Origin of the sequence: Enterococcus sp. DIV1421a (assembly GCF_051711025.1) — a bacterium.
GTDB lineage: Bacteria > Bacillota > Bacilli > Lactobacillales > Enterococcaceae > Enterococcus_B > Enterococcus_B hirae.
The window spans coordinates 1224595-1244869 of the sequence record NZ_JBIOLU010000001.1 but is presented as its reverse complement, the minus strand read 5'-3'; the positions used below and the strand labels follow the sequence as shown (position 1 = coordinate 1244869).

Genomic DNA, 20275 nt, shown 5'->3' with positions numbered 1-20275 from the left:
AATGCTGATTTACCAGTCATCTGAACAAAAAATAAACCGAAGATGCCCGAAAATAGTTACTCCTATTTTTGGACTTCTTCGGTTTATTTCTCAAAGCTAAACATCACTGTATCAACAAGTTGAACAGATGATTATTTTTTCTTTTTAGAAGCTTTTTCACGTGCATTTTTGTTTAAGATTTGTTTTCTTAAACGGATACTTTCCGGTGTTACTTCACAATATTCATCGTCATTCAAGAATTCTAACGATTCTTCTAACGTCAATTGTTTTGGTTTTTTGATAACAGATGTTTGGTCCTTGGTAGCAGAACGAACGTTAGTCATTTGTTTTGCCTTCGTGATGTTAACAGTCAAGTCATTGTCACGGCTATTTTCACCAATGATCATGCCTTCATAAACTTCTGTACCTGGTTCAACAAAAACAGTTCCACGTTCTTCGATACTCATGATTGAATAAGTTGTTGCTTTTCCAGTATCAATCGATACTAACGCACCTTGGTGTCGTCCACCGATTTGACCTGGTAACATTGGTAGGTATTGATCAAATGTGTGGTTCATGATGCCGTAGCCGCGAGTCATTGAAAGAAATTCAGTTGAATAACCGATCAAGCCACGAGCTGGTGTTAAAAATGTTAGACGGATTTGTCCATTACCAGTATGGATCATGTCTTGCATTTCACCTTTACGTAAGCTTAATGATTCGATTACGCTACCCATATATTCTTCAGGTGTGTCGATTTGAACACGTTCAAAAGGTTCACATTTCACGCCATCAATTTCTTTTTCGATAACTTCAGGACGCGATACTTGTAGTTCATAACCTTCACGACGCATGTTTTCGATCAAGATTGACAAATGAAGTTCTCCACGACCAGAAACTGTCCAAGCATCTGGAGAATTTGTTGGTTCAACACGCAATGAAACATCCGTTTGCAACTCAGCCATCAAGCGTTCTTCAATTTTACGAGCAGTGACATATTTTCCTTCACGGCCAGCAAATGGTGAATTATTCACTAAGAAAGTCATTTGCAGTGTTGGTTCATCAATGTGTAGAATTGGCAGAGCATCTTGGTGGTCCACAGGTGTCACTGTTTCCCCAACGAAAATATCTTCCATTCCTGATACGGCAATTAGATCTCCAGCTTTTGCTTCGTCAATTTCTAAACGTTTCAAGCCGAAGAAACCAAATAATTTAGTTACACGGAATTTTTTAACTGAACCGTCTAATTTTAGTAAGGCAACTTGGTCCCCTACTTTGATCGTTCCACGGAAGACACGACCAATCCCGATACGTCCAACATAGTCGTTATAATCAAGCAATGATACTTGGAATTGTAATGGTTCATCGCTATTGTCTACTGGCGCAGGGATTTTTTCAACGATTGTATCAAAGATCGGTGCCATTGTTGGTTCTTGATCAGCTGGATCATCAGACAAGCTAGATGTTCCGTTTAATGCTGAAGCATAGATAACTGGGAAATCTAATTGATCATCATCTGCACCTAGTTCAATAAATAATTCTAATACTTCATCAACAACAAACTCAGGTCGTGCAGAAGGTTTATCAATTTTATTCACAACTACGATCGGTGTAATATGTTGTTCTAGCGCTTTTTTCAAAACAAAACGAGTTTGTGGCATCGTTCCTTCATAAGCATCAACTACTAAGACAACGCCGTCAACCATTTTCATGATTCGTTCAACTTCGCCACCAAAGTCCGCATGCCCAGGTGTATCCATGATATTGACACGAATCCCTTTATAATCAACTGCGGTATTTTTTGCTAAAATCGTGATTCCACGTTCTTTTTCTAAAGCATTTGAATCCATCGCACGTTCTTGTAATTGTGTGTGTGCGTCTAATGTATCTGATTGTTTCAATAATTCATCAACCAATGTGGTTTTTCCGTGGTCAACGTGGGCGATGATCGCTACGTTACGGATATCATTTCTATAGTTCAATGTAACTAACTCCTTCTCGGTTCTTTATGACAGTGAAATTTTACTCGACTGTTTATTATAGCAAACTTTTTTCATGAAATATAGTAAAATGTTTTCATTTTTTCGAGAAAATTAATATTTTAGCCATATTTTTCTTAATTTTGCGGTTTTTTTACTTATTTAGCGAATCAGCCGCAGCAATAAGAGCCCGAATTTCATCATAGGCTTGAGGTGTAGCCGCAATATAATATTCTCTTCCTCGAAATTTTAGCTTTTCTCCTGAGATACCGCTATATTTCATTCCAAATTCAGCGAGTAAAACATTCCCTGCGCCATAGTCCCACGGGCTCAAATTTGCAATATAACCAATATGTTTCCCTTTTAAAAGTGCAATCATTTCTAGTCCTGCACATCCATAAATACGAACACCCATACTTTGTTCACCAATCGTTCGAACATTCCACCGGTTATGACTAAAAAGATAACCGTTCAAACCAATAAGTCCATCTTTTAAACGAAGGTCTTCTGGCTTAGTTAACGGATGGTTATTCATATAAACACCTAAATCTTTTCCACCCCAATACAGCGCTTCTTTCATCACGTCATAAATAAAACCAAGTTGTCCAACACCATCTTGATAAACGCCTAACATAATACAAAAATTCTCTTGTTCAAGTACGAAGTTCATGGTTCCATCAATTGGATCAATAACAAATACTTGCCCTTCAAAGCTTTCTAACTCACTGTAACCTTCTTCTTCTGCGAGAATCTTTGCTTCTGGATTATACGCCTGAATCTTTTCAATCAAAAAAGCTTGGACTTCACGATCCATATTGGTAACCAGATCTTTTCGATTGGTTTTTTGATCAACCTTCAACGTCTTGATTTGTACCCTACGGATTTTCTCAGCTGCTTCTTTAAGCCAAATTTTGATCTGATGGATCAGTTCTTGTTTATTCATGTTCTCACCCATTCATTTTTAGGATTTTTTTCTGATTCTTTTTTGCTGCTTGAACTGTTCGATACAATGAATAACCTGATACTTTTTCAAATTCTTTTCCTAATTTTTTTTCTTCTCCAATAGATGGAATAACCGTTTTGAATTGTTGGTATGATTTTAAAAATCGAGCATTATCGATGCCCTTTTCATTCGCTAACTCTAAATCCTCCCACATCTTCATCACAATGACCATTTCTTCGGTGGTCCAATCTAAATCAAGCGGGTATTGATAATCTTGCATACTTCATTCTCCTATTTCCTATAGTCAAAATCAGTGTATCATAAGAATAAGTACATAACCAAATAGTTTCGATTTTCTAGTTTACATAATTAATTTATAGTTGAATAACTATGTTTTTATCGCTAGCTAAGAAAAATAAGTAATAGTCTATAAAAATTCACACGTTCATACAAAGAACCGTCACTAACAAAATAGAGAAAATAAATTCTGTCGGTGACGTAGGTTTATTTATTAAGATAAGAGAAAAAGATCTAACATTTTTACTTTTCCTAAGGGATTTCATATGAAACTAACGTCCTTCATGTTCAGGTATGTTTAACGAGCTCATAGACGCTTCATTAGCAAAACTATGATTTATCCGATATTGTTCATTTATTTTAGTGGCAGTGTATGTTTCATCTTTTGAAATTAATTTAAACATCCCCTTCTGTAGCTCAGCAAATTTAGAATTCCCTTCATTTTCTAAAAAAATCTTATAGAACCAATTTTGAGAGGATAAAGACGAATTTTTAATATAATGACAATGTGGCAATGCTTTGACAACAACTTCAATAAGTACTTCTGCATCGACCTTAGGCCTATATGATTCATTATCCTTTCTACTTAAATAATGAAGTAAGGTGCTTTTAACATCTCGTTTAGTAATGATATTTCCTCCATTAACAGCTAGTTCATTGTATTTTTGAATCGTTTTGTTTAGTTCAAAATTTATTATATTATCGCTAAGTATCTCTTCTGATGATATAGTACTTGGAATCTCTGCTGCATTAATATACATCGTAAATTCAGACGAAGAAACATATTTTTCTAAATTTTCAGAAAAACTCTCCAAACTTATTGGATTTTCTAAAATTGCTTTGGGTAAAATTTCACTGAACTGAGATTGTTCAGAAATTCCTATTTTATTCATAATAATGCTTATTTCCCTATTGGCCTCTTCACTGAGAGGAACAACTTTACCAAACTCTGAATGTTCACTCAAAATTTTTTCAACGATACAATGATAGCTTGATTTTTCTAATAGCTCTGGTAAATAATCGTTTAATTTTTCCCATGGAAATTTTAGCTTTTCTTCTAATATTTGTTTCATACTTTTGGTACTAATCTTATTTGAATGTGCAAAAGTTTGAAGATCTTTGTCTGGCCTAAGTAAAAAAGATTTTGTTAGTTTATTATCTTCTTTATTCATCTGTTGACTACCTCCTACAAAATATTAATAATTGCTATCTATTTAGTTCTACATTAAGTATAGACTGAGAGATGCTCCGAGTATCAATTACATTTATTTTCTTATTATGAGATAAACCTTTATGTATCGCGTTCAATCGCTTTACTTCTATTCTTTTTTTTTCTCTTTGTTCGAATGCTTCTTTTTCTCTGCGATTATTTTCGCCTATTAGACGACTAAAATCAGGGAATGTCGTTTCTACAATATCATTCCCATTTTTATAATAATTGGCAATAATTTCCATTCTAGATTCTTTTTGGCATTCTATAAACAACGCACTGATGACACTTTTTCTAAAACCTTCATTTGCACATAATAATTCACTGCGTTGGAACCCTTTTCCTTCTCTTTTTAGCGCATCTAATAAAGAAGGACCTTCGATTTTATATTTTTCAAATATAATATTTTCAATTTCAGCATACCTCAATGGTTCTCTCTCAAATAAATCTGTTAAATGAACATAATAATTGTATGCACTTTTCTCAAATATACGTTGGATTGTTCGATAGTCATTATGTCGATTCACATTGCCAACATTTGGATTTACATGAATTTTTTGTATTTGAGTAAACTTCATCTTTTTACCCCATTTCTTTTTTTACATAACTCTCTAACGTCCCTCTCAATACTTTTTACTTTTATATCATTTTTTATTTGTGGTTTGTAGAGCATCGCTCATCTGATTGATTTGAATTTTCTGTGTTGTAACCGAGATCTTATCATTCAAACTAGATAAGTGCGTGTGCAAATTGTTTTGATGTTTTCTCTTTTTTCTCCAATTTTCATATTCTATCACCGTAGTCTAAAATTATTGCCAATTAAGCTAGATAAGTTCATTAACTTTTTTATAAAAAAAGCTTATCATGAAATCGATTACAAGGAGGACCCTTTTATTTTTTTTTTTGAAAATTATGTTCATATTACAACACTGTATACGAAAAATTTTTAGTATAATGGAGTGTTGTAGGTTATTATGCGGAATTTTTTATAGCACTATTCAACAGCAAATGAAGTCGTGGATCATTTACTTTCCCCATGAATTTCAGCTTATTGTTCCCACAAAGAGATACCAACTAACTATGATTGAGAAAACGCTACTTTTTCCTAGTTACTACAAGAAATGCTGAAAGAACATACTTTAATGTGAAGCAAAAAACATCAAAACTAGTTGAAGTTACTAATTTTGATGTTTATTAGAAATCTTATTAGATTTGATAAAGAACTAAGAGCTATAATTATCTCGATTTCTCTTCTGTTTTTACTCGTTGTTCTTCTGTATGAGATGCTACGAAACCCTTCTGCAAACGTTCTCTTATTGCCATTAAATCATGTTTTTCTTCTTTATCACAAAGTGTTTGACTAATATATTGACCAGTAATTTCAGCATTTTTATGCCCATTTTGATGGTATTTCTCATTCAATTGAATGAACGCCTGTTGTCTACATTCCTTCATTAATCTTGCTATCATAAAATCTCAAATATTTTTCAATGGCGGATAAAATAATTCGCTGAAAGCAAGCCCTTTTCCTTCTCGCTTTAACAAAAGCAATAAAGAAATACCTTTAATTTCGTATTTATCCATAATGGTCTTTTCAATTTCAAAATACGCTAACGGATTTTTTTCAAAGAGATCTGATAGATGGTTGAAATAGTTCATTTGATTCTTTTTGATAATTTTCATAATATCGTTCCGTTGTGGAAGACGATTGATATCGTCTATATTAGGAGGTACCTGAGTGCCTTCTTCTCTTTGACTCATCATTTCCGACCTTTCTTTTTATTATATTTGACTTGATTCATTTTTATTGAATCTTTTTCTAACGAATAAATTCAAGTCATTATTATTGGCAATAAATCTCCATTCATTATTTTGGCTGCTGTATCTTTAGTATGTTCCGTTAATAAATAAGTTTACTGTTTTTGTAAGATTCTGTTCAACAGCACTTGCTCAGATCATTTTATTCAATTATCAGAAACACTACCACTTATGTACAAACGTCTATACATCCACTCTCAGGCATTTCACTTATTTTCCATAATCAATTCCTTTTTAATACATTTATTGTTTCTCTATTTTAACATCGAATGTTCTAACAAATAATTCACTTTTTCTTCTTTTTAGAAAAAATGTTCGATCAAAATCAAATTCTTGGTCTTTTTCTGAATAATTTTTTGTTTGTTTTATTTTTTTCTAAGGTTTATTCGATTTTACTAATGATTATCCTGTTAGAATTTTATTACGTCCTTCCGCCAAAAATTAAATTTGGACTCGTATCTTGTTTATGTTCTATCCTTATATTACTTTCTGTAGCCGTAATTTTAGCATTTCCAATACTTGCTGAAAAAGTTTGAAGTCCTTGTGATTTCATTTCGATTTCTTTTAGTAATAGATCATAATTTTTAATCCAATTATTCAACGTTTTCGGAACCAAACGATAATATTCACATATTTGCTTTTTAGTCATTTCTTTATTCTTAAGTAAACGAACGCATGCTGCTTTAACTTCAGCTGGACAAGACAAATTCCCTGGCCCTAGCTCCCTATTTTTTAAATCTTCGAGAGTTGTTATTGTGTTTTTATTTCCAAGTGCCTGATCGTATCTATAATTCCATCTTCTTAAATTCCCATCAGAAATGTTCAATTTGTCACACAATTCTTTCTGCAATAATCGTTCACTTCTCCATAAAAGTACACAAGCTTCCTTAACCTCATTAGTACAATTCAGATACTCCTCAGTTTGTTCCCTACTCCTCAACTCTTCGATAGTCGATATTATTTTATGAGTTAACTTCTCTTTTTTATCTATATGTTCTGATTCACTATTGGCTGACTGATCGGGGACAACCTCTTCATATTCAAGCAACTTTTGAAATGTATCAATTGATAATCCCAATATGTCACAAAATGTCTCTCTTGTGATAACTGATTGAATGGATTGATATAGTTGAACGTAATCCACTTTAGGATATGTTTTATTGACTTTTTTTGGTAGAGCAAGCTCAAGAGAGTGCGCCGTTTGAGAAATAGGCTGTTTATCAATTTTTTTGATTGCCTGAGCCACTGGGATGTTTTTGGAACTTTTCGTACGCTTATCTTGTATTTCCTTTTCTGTAAAGTCACTTATATTGCGATTCTGAGGATCAGATTGTTCTTGATGTTCATTTGATTTCGCCTCATCAGATATTCGTATTCTTTTTGGTTCATATATATCACCTAACACTTTCACTGCTTGCTCTATCGTATAATTGCCATTTAACAGCGGATTATATAATTCGTCCCATCCTTGAAGATTAACTGATTTCTGCTCATCAAACATTTGTTTTCTTTTTGTGTGAACTGTATTGTCTGACACTTCCACTGTTTGAGCTATCGGAAATTTATCCTTTAATATAGGGTTGAATAAATTGCCCGAGTCTTGGTGAAGCAAACGATGATCTTCATTTGCCTCGTTTAAATTATTCGAACCTTTTATTTCCTCATTCTCATCACCTACATGACATCCCTCTTGAGGGATTACAATCGTGTCATTTTTCATAGAGTCACTCTCCTTTAGAGTAATTTAACATTAAGTTAGTAAATAACTACTTCTGCTAAAAAATCAAATAATTGATATCGAAATGTGTCGATCCAATTGCTTTTTTATTTTTCAGAAAAAAAGGTAAAAATAAGAAAAGACATCTCGAAACCATTTAGAATGGATTTGACTGACCAAGTCATAAAAGGATTCAAGCTGTCTTATACTCAACTTATCAAAGATACCTTAAATACTCTAGACCTAACAATCTATAGCTAATAAAAAGGACAAAAAGGAATTTTTCTTCTTTCTGTCCTTTTTATTCTAAGATTTCTCTTTACCAACATTAGTTATAAAAAACCTAATTTTGATATTTATTAGCTAACCTTATCCGGCTGGACAAAGAGCTAAAAGCGATTATCTCGATTCTCCTCTATTTTTACACTTTGTTCTTCTTTAGGATATTTTGCGAACTCCTTCTTCAGGTGTTTTCTTATCCCCACTAGATCACGTTTTTCTTCTTTATTGTCAGATGATATAAAGTATGGGTCTGTGATTTCAACAATTCTATGCCCATTTTGTTGGTATTTTTCATTCAATTGAATGAATGCCTGTTGTCTACATTCCTTCATCAATCCTTTTATCATAATCTCTCGAATATTTTTCAATGGTGGATAAAATAATTCGCTGGATGCCAGACCTTTTCCTTCCCTTTTTAACAAAACCAATAAAGAGATACCTTTAATATCCTGTTTATCCATCATTTTTTTTTCAATTTCAAAATAAATTAACGGTTTTTTTTCAAAGAGTTTTGATAGATGATTGAAATAGTTCATTTGATTCTTGTTGATGATTTTTCTAATATCGTCCCATTGAGAATGGCACCTGACATCTTTTGTATGAGGGTCAACATAAACCCCTTCTTCTCTTTTACTCATCATTCCCGACCTTTCTTTCTAACGTATCTGACTTGATTCATTGTATATAGATTTTTTCCAAAAAATAAAATTAAGTCATTCCCGTTGACAATAGAGCTCCATTTATTATTTTTGCTGCTAAATCTTTGTTATATTCAATATTTATAAAACAAGTTTACCGTTTTTGTGAGATTCTGTTTAATAACAACTTAACCATAGCTTTTGTCCAGCCGCTAAAATACTATCAGAGACTTACAAACGTTCATATAATGCAATCTAAGGAACTTGACTTCTTTTCCATAATCATTTCCTTTTTTATTCATTTATTATTTATCTATTTTAACATCGAATGTTCTAACAACTAGTTTACTTTTTCTTCTTTTTAGAAAAAAATGTTCGACCAAGATTAATCCATTGGCCTTGGTCAACATAATTTGTCGGTTTATTTTCATTGTATCTAATGTTCATTCCAATTTTACTTGTGATTAACTGGCTAGAATTTTATTGAATCCTTTGATTACCCGAGACTAAATTTGGACTCTTATTTTGCTCATTGGCTAACCTCGCATTATTGTCTGCTGCTGTAATTTTAGCATTTTCGACATTCGTTGAAAAAGTTTGGCGTTCTTGGGATGTTCTTTCTGAATTTTGGAGTAATCGGTCATAGTTCTTGATCCAGTTATAAACCGTTTTCGGATTCAAATGATAAATCTTACATAATTGCTTCACGGACATTTCTCGATTCTTATATAAAAGAACTAATTTTAATTTAACTTCATTCGTACAACACAGCTTTCCTGAATTTAGCTTCCTTTCTTTTAATTCTGTAAGAGTTGTTATTATATTCTTCTGCTGATTTCTATGTGCTTGATTGTATTTATCCATCCAAGCTCTTAAAACCCCATCAGTGATGTTCAATTTGTCACATAATTCAGTCTTAGTCTTTGAGCAACCTCTCCATAAAAGTACACAGGTCTCCTTCACTTTATCAGTACAATCCAGATACCCATCAGTTTGTTTGCTACTTATTAATTCTTCGATAGTCGATATTGATTCACGAGTTAATTTCCCCTCTGTATACTCTTTGAGCCAATTTAGAAAGGGAATATAGGGTAAATTTTTCTTATAACAAAAATAAGTGATAGAATTGTAAGAATGTTTAGAATTAAGATATAATTTAACATTTTCCAATTTGTATTCTTTCGGGAAAACTATTCTTTTATCCCTTGGATATCTTATTTCACTATTGGTTGACTCATCTGGAACAGCTTCTTTAAGCAACCCTTGAAATATATCTTCTGACAATTCCATTATGTCACAAAATGTCTCTATTTTGATGGTCGACTGAATGGATTGATACAGTTGGATATATTCTAAATAATCATTCTTAGTGTCTGATTGATTGGCTTTTTGTGGAAGAACTGGGTCAAGAGAGTGCCTCGTTTGAGGATTAAGCTGCTTATCGGTTTGTTTGGTTGTTTGACTTTCTAAGTGCTGTATATTATGTAGACCCTCAGATAAATGAGCAGTAGCTCTTTTTGGATGTCTTTCTTTGTCAAGCACCGTTTCCTGATTCTGATTCACTGGGGTGCTTTCTGAATTTTTCGTACTCTTGTCTTGTATGTTCTTTTGTGTAAAGTCACTTGTGTCCCTATCATTATGTATGCTATGCGGATTCTGGAGATGTTTTTCTTCATCAATCGAAGATTCCGAATTTTGGCCCACTACAGAGTTCATTCGATTATTTTCCAGATCAAACATATTTCCAGTTTCTATTTCTTGTCCCTCTGTTTGTCCTTTCCTCTCCTCGGCTATCCTTTGCTCTTTTGTTTCATGATTAGAAAAAAGAGTATCGGCTAATTCTAATTCTTGACGAGTCAGAGGACCCAGTTCGAACACGTAGCGTACTAGGTCTTCTTCTGGACTGGGCTTATTGACCGATTCTCTTGTCGTTTGAGGTGGGAATTGTGAATCATTTATGGTGTCTCGCTCATTAAATAAATGGTTATTTGCGCCTTTTAGCCTTTTTGGATATCCCACGTTTTCGTCTGATCTAGGGTGCACTCGCTTATTTCCTGAATCAAACATATTGACATCTTTTATTCCTTGTTCCTCTATTTGCCCTATCCTTTGCTCCTTTGGTTCAAGATTAGAAAAAAGAGTATACGCCGCTTCTAATTCTTGAATAGTTGGAGGACCTTGGTTGATTATGTGACTTACTAGCTCCTCCTCCGGACTGGACTCATTAACCAGATGATTATCTTGTCCTAGCTCACCATATGACTGTTGCCCATTTCCATTGGAACCTATTACATTCTTTGTTATGTATCGTTGTTCCGTCCATTCATTTTCCATAGTAATTTCCTTTTCTAATTATTTATCTATTTTAATATCAAATTTTCTAGCAAATAGTTTATTCTTTCTCTTTTTTAGAAAAAAATGTTCGATCAAGATCCAACTATTGTTTTTTTTCAAAGTAATTGTTTAATTTATTTCAATTATATTTAACGTTCATTCCACTTTACCTATAATTAACTTATTAGAATTTTATTGGATCTTTTGATTACCCAAGAATAAATTTGGACTCTTATTTTGCTCATTGGCTAACCTCGCATTATTGTCTGCTGCTGTAATTTTAGCATTCCCGACATTGGTTGAAAAAGTTTGGCGTTCTTTTGAATCTTTTTCTGCACCATTAAGTAGTAGTTTATATTTATTGTACCAATTATAAAATGTTTTAACGTTCAAATGATACTTTTGACATATTCGTCCCTTGGTATTTTTTGTATCATTTAATAAAAGAATACATTCTTTTTTGACTTTCTCCGTACAACTCAAATACCTGAACTTTAAATCCCTATTTTCTAATTCTGAGAGAGTTGTTATTATTTTCTTCTGCTCATTTCCATGTGCCCGGTTGTACCTATCTTCCCAAGATCTTACAACCATATCATTGATGTTCAATTTGTTACTTAATTCAGTCTTAGTCATTGAGCAACCTCTCCATAAAAGTACACAGGCTTCCTTAACCTTAGCGGTACAATCCAGATTTCTCCCATTTCGTTCCCTACTGATCAATTCTTCGATAGTAGAGATTGATTTACGAGTTAAATTCCCCTTTTTATGTTCCTTTATCCAAGAACTAAAGGAACTATAGTCTAAATTGTTCTTATCACAAAACTGCCGTTTAGATTTGTAAGAATGTTGAGAATTGAGATATAAATTGATCTTTTCTAATTTATATTCTCTCGGTATAATTTCCCTTTTATTCTCTATATATCCTAATTCACTATTAGTTGACTCAGCTGAAACAGCTTCTTTAAGCAACTCTTGAAATGTATCTTGTGACAATTTCATTATGTCACAAAATGTCTCTATTTTGATGGTCGTTTGAATGGATTGGTATAGTTGAATATATTTTAAATAATCATTTTTAGTGTATGATTGATTGACTTTTTGTGGAAGAACAGGGTCAAGAGAGTGCCTCGCTGGAGGATTAAGCTGCTTATCCGTTTGTTTGGTTGTTTGATCCCCTAGGTTACTTTCTAAGTTTTGTATACTATGTTGCATCCTTTGATTGCCTTGACTCTTACCTTGTTCATGAGCTAACCTCGCATTATTGTCTGCTGTTGTAAATTTAGCATTCCCGACATTAGTTGAAAAAGTTTGGCGTGCTTGGGATGTTCTTTCTGAATTTTGGAGTAATCGGTCATATTCTTCGATCCAAGCATTAACCGTATTCGGAGTCAAATGATAAATCTTACATAATTGCTCTATGGACATTTCTTGATTCTTATATAAAAGAACACATTCTCTTTTAACTTCCTCCGTACAACACAGCTTTCCTAGCTTTAACTTCCTTTCTTTTAATTCTGTGAGAGTTGTTATTAACTCCTGCTTCTTACCACGTGCCTGGTCGTATCTATTATTCCAAGTTCTTAAAGTCGCATCAGAAATGTTCAATTTTTTACACAATACCTTGTGTGCTATTCGCTTACTTCTCCATAAAAGTACACAGGCTTTCTTAACCTTAGCAGTACAATACAGATTTCTCCCATCTTGTTCCCTACTGATCAATTCTTCAATAGTCGATATTGATTGACGAGGTAATTCCCCCTTTTTATGTTCCCTTATCCAAGATCTAAAGGAATCATAGTCTAAATTGTTCTTATCACAAAACTGCCGTTTAGATTCGTAAGAATGTTGAGAATTGAGATATAAATTGATCTTTTCTAATTTATATTCTCTCGGTATAATTTCCCTTTTATTCTCTATATATCCTAATTCACTATTAGTTGACTCAGCTGGAACAGCTTCTTTAAGCAACTCTTGAAATGTATCTTGTGACAATTTCATTATGTCACAAAATGTCTCTATTTTGATGGTCGACTGAATAGATTGATATAGTTGAATATATTCTAAATAATTATTCTTAGTGACATTTTGTGGAAGAACAGGATCAAGAATATACCCCGTTTGAGGAATAGTCTGCTTATCGGTTTGTTTGGTTGTTTGATGCCCTAGGTTACTTTCTAAGTTTTGTATACTATGTAGATTCTCAGATAAATGAGCAGCAGCTCTTTTTGGATGTCTTTCTTCATCAAGCGCCGTTTCCTGATTCTGATTCACTGGGGTGTTTTCTGAATTTTTTATACTCTTATCCTGTTTCTTTTGTATAAACTCACCTGTGCCCCTATCATTATGTATGTTATGCGGATTCTGGGGATGTTTTTCTTCATCAATCAGATATTCCTGATTCTGATCCTCTATAAAGTTTACTTGATTATTTTCCGAACCAGGCTGATTAACTGCTTTTCCTGCCATTGTTTGTTCCATTATAGGATATTCTACCTGTTGACTATTTGACGATTCATCGAATAATTTGTTCGATTCTTGACGTTCACTTAATTCCATTACATACTTCATTGGTTTTTTTCCTGAGTTTAATGTCTCATCAAATCTCATTAATATTTCCGTTATTTCTTCTGTCATGAGACTATCATTTGATGAATCATCGAATAAATCATTATTAGATTGTTTTGGAAGTTCATTCGATCCGTTCACATAATCCACTAGATTTTTTGCTGGGTCTAACGTCTCATCAATTTCCATTAACGCTTCCACTATTTCGTCTGTCGTGAGACTATCATTTGATAAATCTTCGAATAAATCATTATTAGATTGTTTTGGAAGTTCATTCGATCCGTTCACATAGTCCACTAGATTTTTTGCTGAATCTAACGTCTCATCAACTTCCACTAACGCTTCCACTATTTCGTCTGTCGTGAGACTATCATTTGATGAATCATCGAATAAATCATTATTAGATTGTTTTGCAAGTTCATTTGATCCGTTCACATAGTCCACTAGATTTTTTGCTGGGTCTAACGTCTCATCAATTTCCATTAACGCTTCCACTATTTCGTCTGTCGTGAGACTATCATTTGATAAATCTTCGAATAAATCATTATTAGATTGTTTTGGAAGTTCATTCGATCCGTTCACATAGTCCACTAGATTTTTTGCTGAATCTAACGTCTCATCAACTTCCACTAACGCTTCCACTATTTCTTCTGTCGTGAGACTATCATTTGATGAATCATCGAATAAATCATTATTAGATTGTTTTGCAAGTTCATTTGATCCGTTCACATAGTCCACTAGATTTTTTGCTGAGTCTAACGTCTCATCAACTTCCATTAACGCTTCCACTATTTCTTCTGTCGTGAGACTATCATTTGATGAATCTTCGAATAAATCATTATTAGATTGTTTTGGAAGTTCATTCGATCCGTTCACATAATCCACTAGATTTTTTGCTGAGTCTAACGTCTCGTCAAATTCCATTAATGCTTCCACTATTTCTTCTGTCGTGAGATTATGATTTGACAATTCATCGGATAAATTTGCTGACTTTTGAAAAAACGAACGTTCTTCATTGGACTCATTTGAATAGTCAAAATCAGATAAACTATCGAACAAGCTATTTCCAAATTCACCTTCTGTCTCTGATAAAATTGGGTGTTCCTCTTGGTTTTCTCTTAGATGACTTCCAGTTACTTGCACTTGTTTGCTATTGAAGATATGATTCTCACTACTTGTTGCTTCCTCTAATTTATTTGGTAAAGGAAGTGATGAAGAAAAGTTTTTATTTTGTTGAGGACCGATCCCTTGAAGTTTATCCTGTTGGTTCTCATCAATTAAATGCTCATTCTCTGTTGTATGTATTTGTTTGCTTATTTGTGATAGTTTGGGTGAATATTCTTCTACTTCATGAAGTACATAAGATTTCTTTGGCTTCTTAGGTTTCACACTCGATGTTTTCAAACTATTTTTATCAATTGGGAACGCCGATAGTGAAAACTTTTCTGGGTCCTTATTTTCTTGCATCTTTCTTTTTCTGCTTGAACTGTCATTGAGATTGTATTTTTTTGACTGGCTGTCATGATCAACACTTTTTTGTTTTCTTAATGAAATGACTTTGTCCTCTAAAGACCTTGGCTGAGCAGGATGTACCTGTTCCAGCTCATCTTTTAGAAGAACTTCTGAAATCAGCTCTTGTTGCTTCACTAACTCTTCCCTTTGCTCAAAACTATTTCTATCTAACTGTAAAATTTCATTTTCTGACGATGTTTTATATTGCATCTCTTCCTTCTGTTCTCTTGCTTTCTTTATTTTCATCAAAATGGTTCTCGCTGATCCGTTAAATTTATTAACAAGTTTACTTACCCACAAGTCTCCTGCTAAATATGCTTCGATATTTTGATTATTGCTCTCTTCCTTTTCTTTAGTTGTCTCATTCGTTAAGCTTTGCTGTTGCAGATTTTGCTCTTTTAGACTGTGTGTTACATTTCCAATGGTTCTCTTTGATACTCCAAATCGCTCAGCAAGTCCTGCTATCGATGTATTTTCTGTTTGGTATGCTTCTATAATCCTTTCATTTCTCTTTTTAATTGAATTGTTAGGACCGCCAATTTCATTATTCTTTTCATTCTCATGACAGTCTCCTTGAAGTGTTTTAATCGTTTCTTTTCTCACAAAGTCAATCTCCTTTAAAGTGATTAAAAATTAATTAGTAAACAACTAGTTCCGCTAGTTAAATCATTGATATAGAAATATGCTGACCTGATTGCTTTTACCACATTTATTCTAACACCCTCTTTCAAAAAGCTTGACTTTCTTTTTTCTTTTTTCAGAAAAAGAGGTTTTGAAAAGACCACAAAAAAAACATCAAAGCTAGCAGTTTTTGCTAACTTTGATGTTTCATCGATCATGTATCAATTCAATTTGTCAAAAAGATGTTTTTAACCTGGCAACTATCGCCAGCATCCATACTTTTTTTGAAACAGTTCGGATAAAATATCCCAATTGCTAAATTAAATATGGATTGGTAAACCTAAAGCGAGTTCAGCAGCATCCATCGTAATTTCACCTAGCGATGGATGTGGATGGATCGTTAACGCAATATCTTCGGCATTCATTCCTGATTCAATGGCTAAAGCAAGCTCAGAAACCATATCACTAGCACCTACACCACCGATTTGCGCTCCAATGATGACATTGTCTTCATTGGTCGTCACTAAACGGATAAAACCTTCTGTTTTTGCAAGCGATAACGCCCGTCCATTTCCTGAAAACGGAAATTTATATGCAGTAGCTTCAATACCAGCTTCTTTTGCTTCTTTGATCGTCATCCCAACAGAAGCTAATTCTGGATCTGTAAAGGCAACCGCAGGCATTGCTTTATAGTCAACTGCTACTTTCTTACCTGAGATAGCTTCTGCAGCAATTTTTGCTTCATAACTTGCTTTATGCGCTAAAGCAGCACCTGGTACGATATCCCCAATTGCAAAAATGTTTGGCACGTTCGTACGCCCTTGTTGATCCACTGGAATCAATCCACGTTCACCGACTTCGACACCCGCTTGTTCTAATCCCATATCGTCAGTATTTGGACGACGGCCAACTGTTACCATAACATAATCTGCTGTCACTGTTTCTTCTTTACCGTCAACAGTATATTTGACTGTCACACTGTCCCCATTATCAACAGCTTCTTTCGCCATTGCATTGGTTACGATTGTCACACCTTTTTTCTTGAAGTCGTCTTCCACTAATTTCACCATATCTTTTTCATAGGTAGGTAAAATTTGAGGAGAACCTTCAAGAATCGTTACCTCAGCACCTAAGTTAGCATAGGCTCCACCTAATTCTGCTCCAATAACTCCGCCACCAATAATGACGAATTTTTTTGGTACTTCTTTTAGAGCTAAGCCGCCTGTTGAGTCAAGTACACGTCCGCCAAACTTGAATCCTGGGATTTCGATCGGACGGGAGCCAGTGGCAATGATTGCGTTATTGAAAGAATACGTTTGAGCAGAATCGGGATGGATCACACGCAATGTATGATCATCGACGAAGAATGCTTCGCCTTCGATTGTTTCTACCTTGTGTTTTTTCAATAAGAAGCCAACACCAGAAGTCAGTGTTTTCACTACTTTATTTTCTTTCCAGTCTTGTGTTTTTGCAAAATCAAGTGTGACATTTTCACTCGTGACACCGAATAAAGTTGAATCAAGAGATTCTTGATAATGATGTCCTGCAGCAATCAGCGCTTTTGAAGGAATACAACCAACGTTTAAACAAACACCACCGATGTATTCTCTTTCAATGATTGCCACTTTTTGTCCCATTTCAGCAGCACGGATGGCAGCAACATAGCCACCAGGTCCCGCACCGATTACAACTGTGTCTAATTCTACAGCAAAATCTCCAACTACCATTTGTTTATCATCCTTCCATCATCAATAACTCAGGATCAGCTAAAAGTCGTTTGATATTGTTCATTGCTTGTTGAGCTGTTGCTCCGTCTACGATACGGTGATCAAAGCTTAAGGAAAGTTTCATCACTCGTCCAACAACGATTTCACCTTCACCATTAACGATCGGTTGTTGTGCAATTGTTCCCACACCTAAAATTGCTACTTCAGGGTAGTTGATTACTGGTGTAAACCAGCCACCACCTACAGAACCAATATTACTGATCGTAATAGTGCCATTTCGCATATCTTCAGCTGCTAATTTACCTTCATGAGCTAGTTTTGCTTTTTCATTGATTTCATCCGCAATCGCAAACATCCCTTTACGGTCTGCATCTTTTACATTTGGTACATACAAGCCATGATCTGTATCAGTTGCGATTCCGATGTTATAGTAATTTTTATAAACGATTTCTTGGTTCGCATCATCAATTGACGCATTCAAAATAGGGAATTTCTTCACAGTAGCAGTTAATGCTTTTACCACGTATGGCAAGAAAGTCAATTTTGTCCCATTCGCAACTGCCACTTCTTTAAATCTCTTACGATTATCCCAAAGTTTAGAAACCTCTACTTCGTCATGTAAAGTAACATGTGGCGCTGTTTGCTTGCTATTGACCATTGCTTTAGCAATCGCTTTACGTGTCGGTGTCATTGCTACACGTTCTTCCAATTCACCTAAATTAGATTTGAACGCTTTTGCTGGTGCTGCTGGCTTGCTTTCAGCTTTCGCTTCAACCGCTTTTTCTGTCGCAGGTGCAGCTGGTTCAGCTGATGCTGTTTGACTCGCATGCCCACCTGATAGATAGCTTTCAATATCTTCTTTTGTCACACGTCCACCTTTACCAGTTGCAGTGACTTGTGTGATATCCACGTCTTTTTCACGAGCAAATTGTCGAACTGATGGCATAGCCAAAACACGTTTGTTAGGATCAGCTGCCTCAGCTACTGATGCTGAACCAGAAGTTTCTACTTTAGCATCAGTTGATTCAGCTGTTTTTTCTGATGTAGTAGAAGGCGCACTATTATGTCCTGGTGCATCGATTTCTACTAATACATCACCAACAGTTGCAACTGTTCCTTCTGATACCAAGATGTTTTTAACCGTTCCAGTCACTGGTGACGGGATTTCTTCTACCGATTTATCGTTTTGTACTTCTAACAATGTGTCATCTTCATTGATGGTATCGCCTGGTTTCACAAACCATTTAACGATTTCACCTTCTGCGATTCCTTCACCAATATCGGGTAATTTAAATTCAAAGACCCCACCATCGGCACTAGCTTCAGTTGGTTCAGCAGCTGGATGTTCAGGTGTTTGCTCTTTCGCTGCTACTCCAGCATCGCCACTTGTTTCGTTGTCTTCATGTCCTGGTGCATCGATTTCTACCAGTACATCGCCAACATTCGCGACTGTTCCTTCAGGTACGATGACGTTTTTCACTGTCCCAGTAACTGGGGATGGAATTTCTTCTACTGATTTATCATTTTGAACTTCTAATAACGTATCATCCTCATTGATGGTATCGCCTGGCTTGACAAACCATTTGACGATTTCGCCTTCTGCGATTCCTTCACCAATGTCAGGTAATTTAAATTGGTATGCCATGATTTACTTACGTCCCTTCTTATTTCTTAGAATTCTGCAATTTCTTTGACTTTTGCTTCAATATCAGCCGCATTTGGTAACCAGATGTTTTCAGCTTGTCCAAATGGAAAAACAGTATCTGGTGCTGCTACACGTCCAATTGGTGCTTCTAATGAAAGGATCGCACGTTCTGAGATTTCAGCAATCACTTGGGCACTTACACCTGCTTGTCGTTGCGCTTCTTGAACGACTACCACACGACCAGTTTTCTCAACTGATTGAATGATTGTGTCAATATCTAGCGGTGCGACTGTTCTTAGGTCAACGACTTCTACTGAAATATCCTCTTTCGCAAGATTGTCAGCTGCTTTGATCGCTTCACGAACCATTGCGCCATAGGTAATGATTGAAACGTCTGTTCCTTCACGAGTAATTGCCGCTTTGTCCAATGGTACTTCATAAGCTTCATCTGGAACTTCTTCACGGAATGAACGATAAAGTTTCATATGTTCCAAAAATACAACTGGGTCATTGCTGCGGATAGAAGAGATCAATAATCCTTTTGCATCATAAGGATTTGATGGAATGACTACGCGAATTCCTGGAGATTGAGCAATCAATCCTTCTAAGTTATCTGAATGAAGTTCTGGTGTGTGAACCCCACCACCAAATGGTGAACGAATCGTGATCGGTAGATTTCTAGTCCCACCCATTCGATATCTTGTACGTGCCATTTGTGCGACTACTTCATCCATGGCTTCAAAAATAAATCCAAAGAACTGAATTTCAGGTACTGGACGAAAACCTTCTAAAGCTAACCCAAAACTCATACCAGCAATCCCTGATTCAGCTAATGGGGTATCGAAAACGCGTTCTTCGCCAAATTTTTCTTGCAATCCTTCCGTTGCACGGAAAACTCCACCGTTTTTCCCAACATCTTCACCAAAAACGATTACGTTCTCATCATTTTCAAGTTCAAGTGCTAGGGCATCTGTGATTGCTTGAATCATTGTTTTTTGTGCCATG

14 protein-coding genes are annotated in these 20275 nt (G+C 34.9%); all 14 read right to left on the bottom strand.

The genetic code is table 11. The features are described from left to right. Positions 1-131 precede the first annotated feature (131 nt). A complete protein-coding gene (typA, locus tag IGK21_RS05735) occupies positions 132-1961 on the bottom strand; it encodes a translational GTPase TypA (protein WP_010737451.1) in 1830 nt (609 codons plus the stop codon). 151 nt (positions 1962-2112) lie between these two features. After that, positions 2113-2901, bottom strand: coding sequence for an inositol monophosphatase family protein (locus IGK21_RS05730; protein WP_252703179.1), 789 nt, complete (start codon positions 2899-2901; stop codon positions 2113-2115). Positions 2902-2905: 4 nt separating this feature from the next. Continuing rightward, positions 2906-3181, bottom strand: coding sequence for a UPF0223 family protein (locus tag IGK21_RS05725; protein ID WP_010719359.1), 276 nt, complete (start codon positions 3179-3181; stop codon positions 2906-2908). 289 nt (positions 3182-3470) lie between these two features. Then, positions 3471-4370, bottom strand: a complete 900-nt coding sequence (locus tag IGK21_RS05720) for a hypothetical protein (protein WP_034700687.1) — start codon at positions 4368-4370, stop codon at positions 3471-3473. Positions 4371-4404: 34 nt separating this feature from the next. After that, positions 4405-4986, bottom strand: coding sequence for a hypothetical protein (locus IGK21_RS05715; protein WP_034700688.1), 582 nt, complete (start codon positions 4984-4986; stop codon positions 4405-4407). Between the two features lie 658 nt (positions 4987-5644). Beyond that, entirely contained in the window at positions 5645-5878 is a 234-nt protein-coding gene (locus IGK21_RS05710; RefSeq protein ID WP_034700689.1) for a hypothetical protein, read from the bottom strand. 6 nt (positions 5879-5884) lie between these two features. After that, entirely contained in the window at positions 5885-6169 is a 285-nt protein-coding gene (locus IGK21_RS05705; protein ID WP_158000816.1) for a hypothetical protein, read from the bottom strand. A 478-nt stretch (positions 6170-6647) separates the two neighbouring features. Then, entirely contained in the window at positions 6648-7946 is a 1299-nt protein-coding gene (locus IGK21_RS05700; RefSeq protein ID WP_181914936.1) for a hypothetical protein, read from the bottom strand. 386 nt (positions 7947-8332) lie between these two features. Continuing rightward, complete coding sequence (locus IGK21_RS05695; RefSeq protein WP_130029660.1) at positions 8333-8863, bottom strand: hypothetical protein; 531 nt, start codon at positions 8861-8863, stop codon at positions 8333-8335. A 480-nt stretch (positions 8864-9343) separates the two neighbouring features. Further along, complete coding sequence (locus tag IGK21_RS05690) at positions 9344-11197, bottom strand: helix-turn-helix domain-containing protein (RefSeq protein WP_181914935.1); 1854 nt, start codon at positions 11195-11197, stop codon at positions 9344-9346. Between the two features lie 192 nt (positions 11198-11389). Then, on the bottom strand, positions 11390-15880 hold the full coding sequence (locus tag IGK21_RS05685) for a transposase (protein ID WP_438719041.1): 4491 nt from the start codon (positions 15878-15880) through the stop codon (positions 11390-11392). Positions 15881-16218: 338 nt separating this feature from the next. Beyond that, positions 16219-17625, bottom strand: a complete 1407-nt coding sequence (lpdA, locus tag IGK21_RS05680) for a dihydrolipoyl dehydrogenase (protein ID WP_010719369.1) — start codon at positions 17623-17625, stop codon at positions 16219-16221. Positions 17626-17632: 7 nt separating this feature from the next. Further along, positions 17633-19270, bottom strand: a complete 1638-nt coding sequence (locus IGK21_RS05675) for a dihydrolipoyllysine-residue acetyltransferase (protein WP_181914934.1) — start codon at positions 19268-19270, stop codon at positions 17633-17635. Between the two features lie 26 nt (positions 19271-19296). Further along, on the bottom strand, positions 19297-20274 hold the full coding sequence (locus IGK21_RS05670) for an alpha-ketoacid dehydrogenase subunit beta (protein ID WP_010737448.1): 978 nt from the start codon (positions 20272-20274) through the stop codon (positions 19297-19299). Position 20275: the final 1 nt, after the last annotated feature.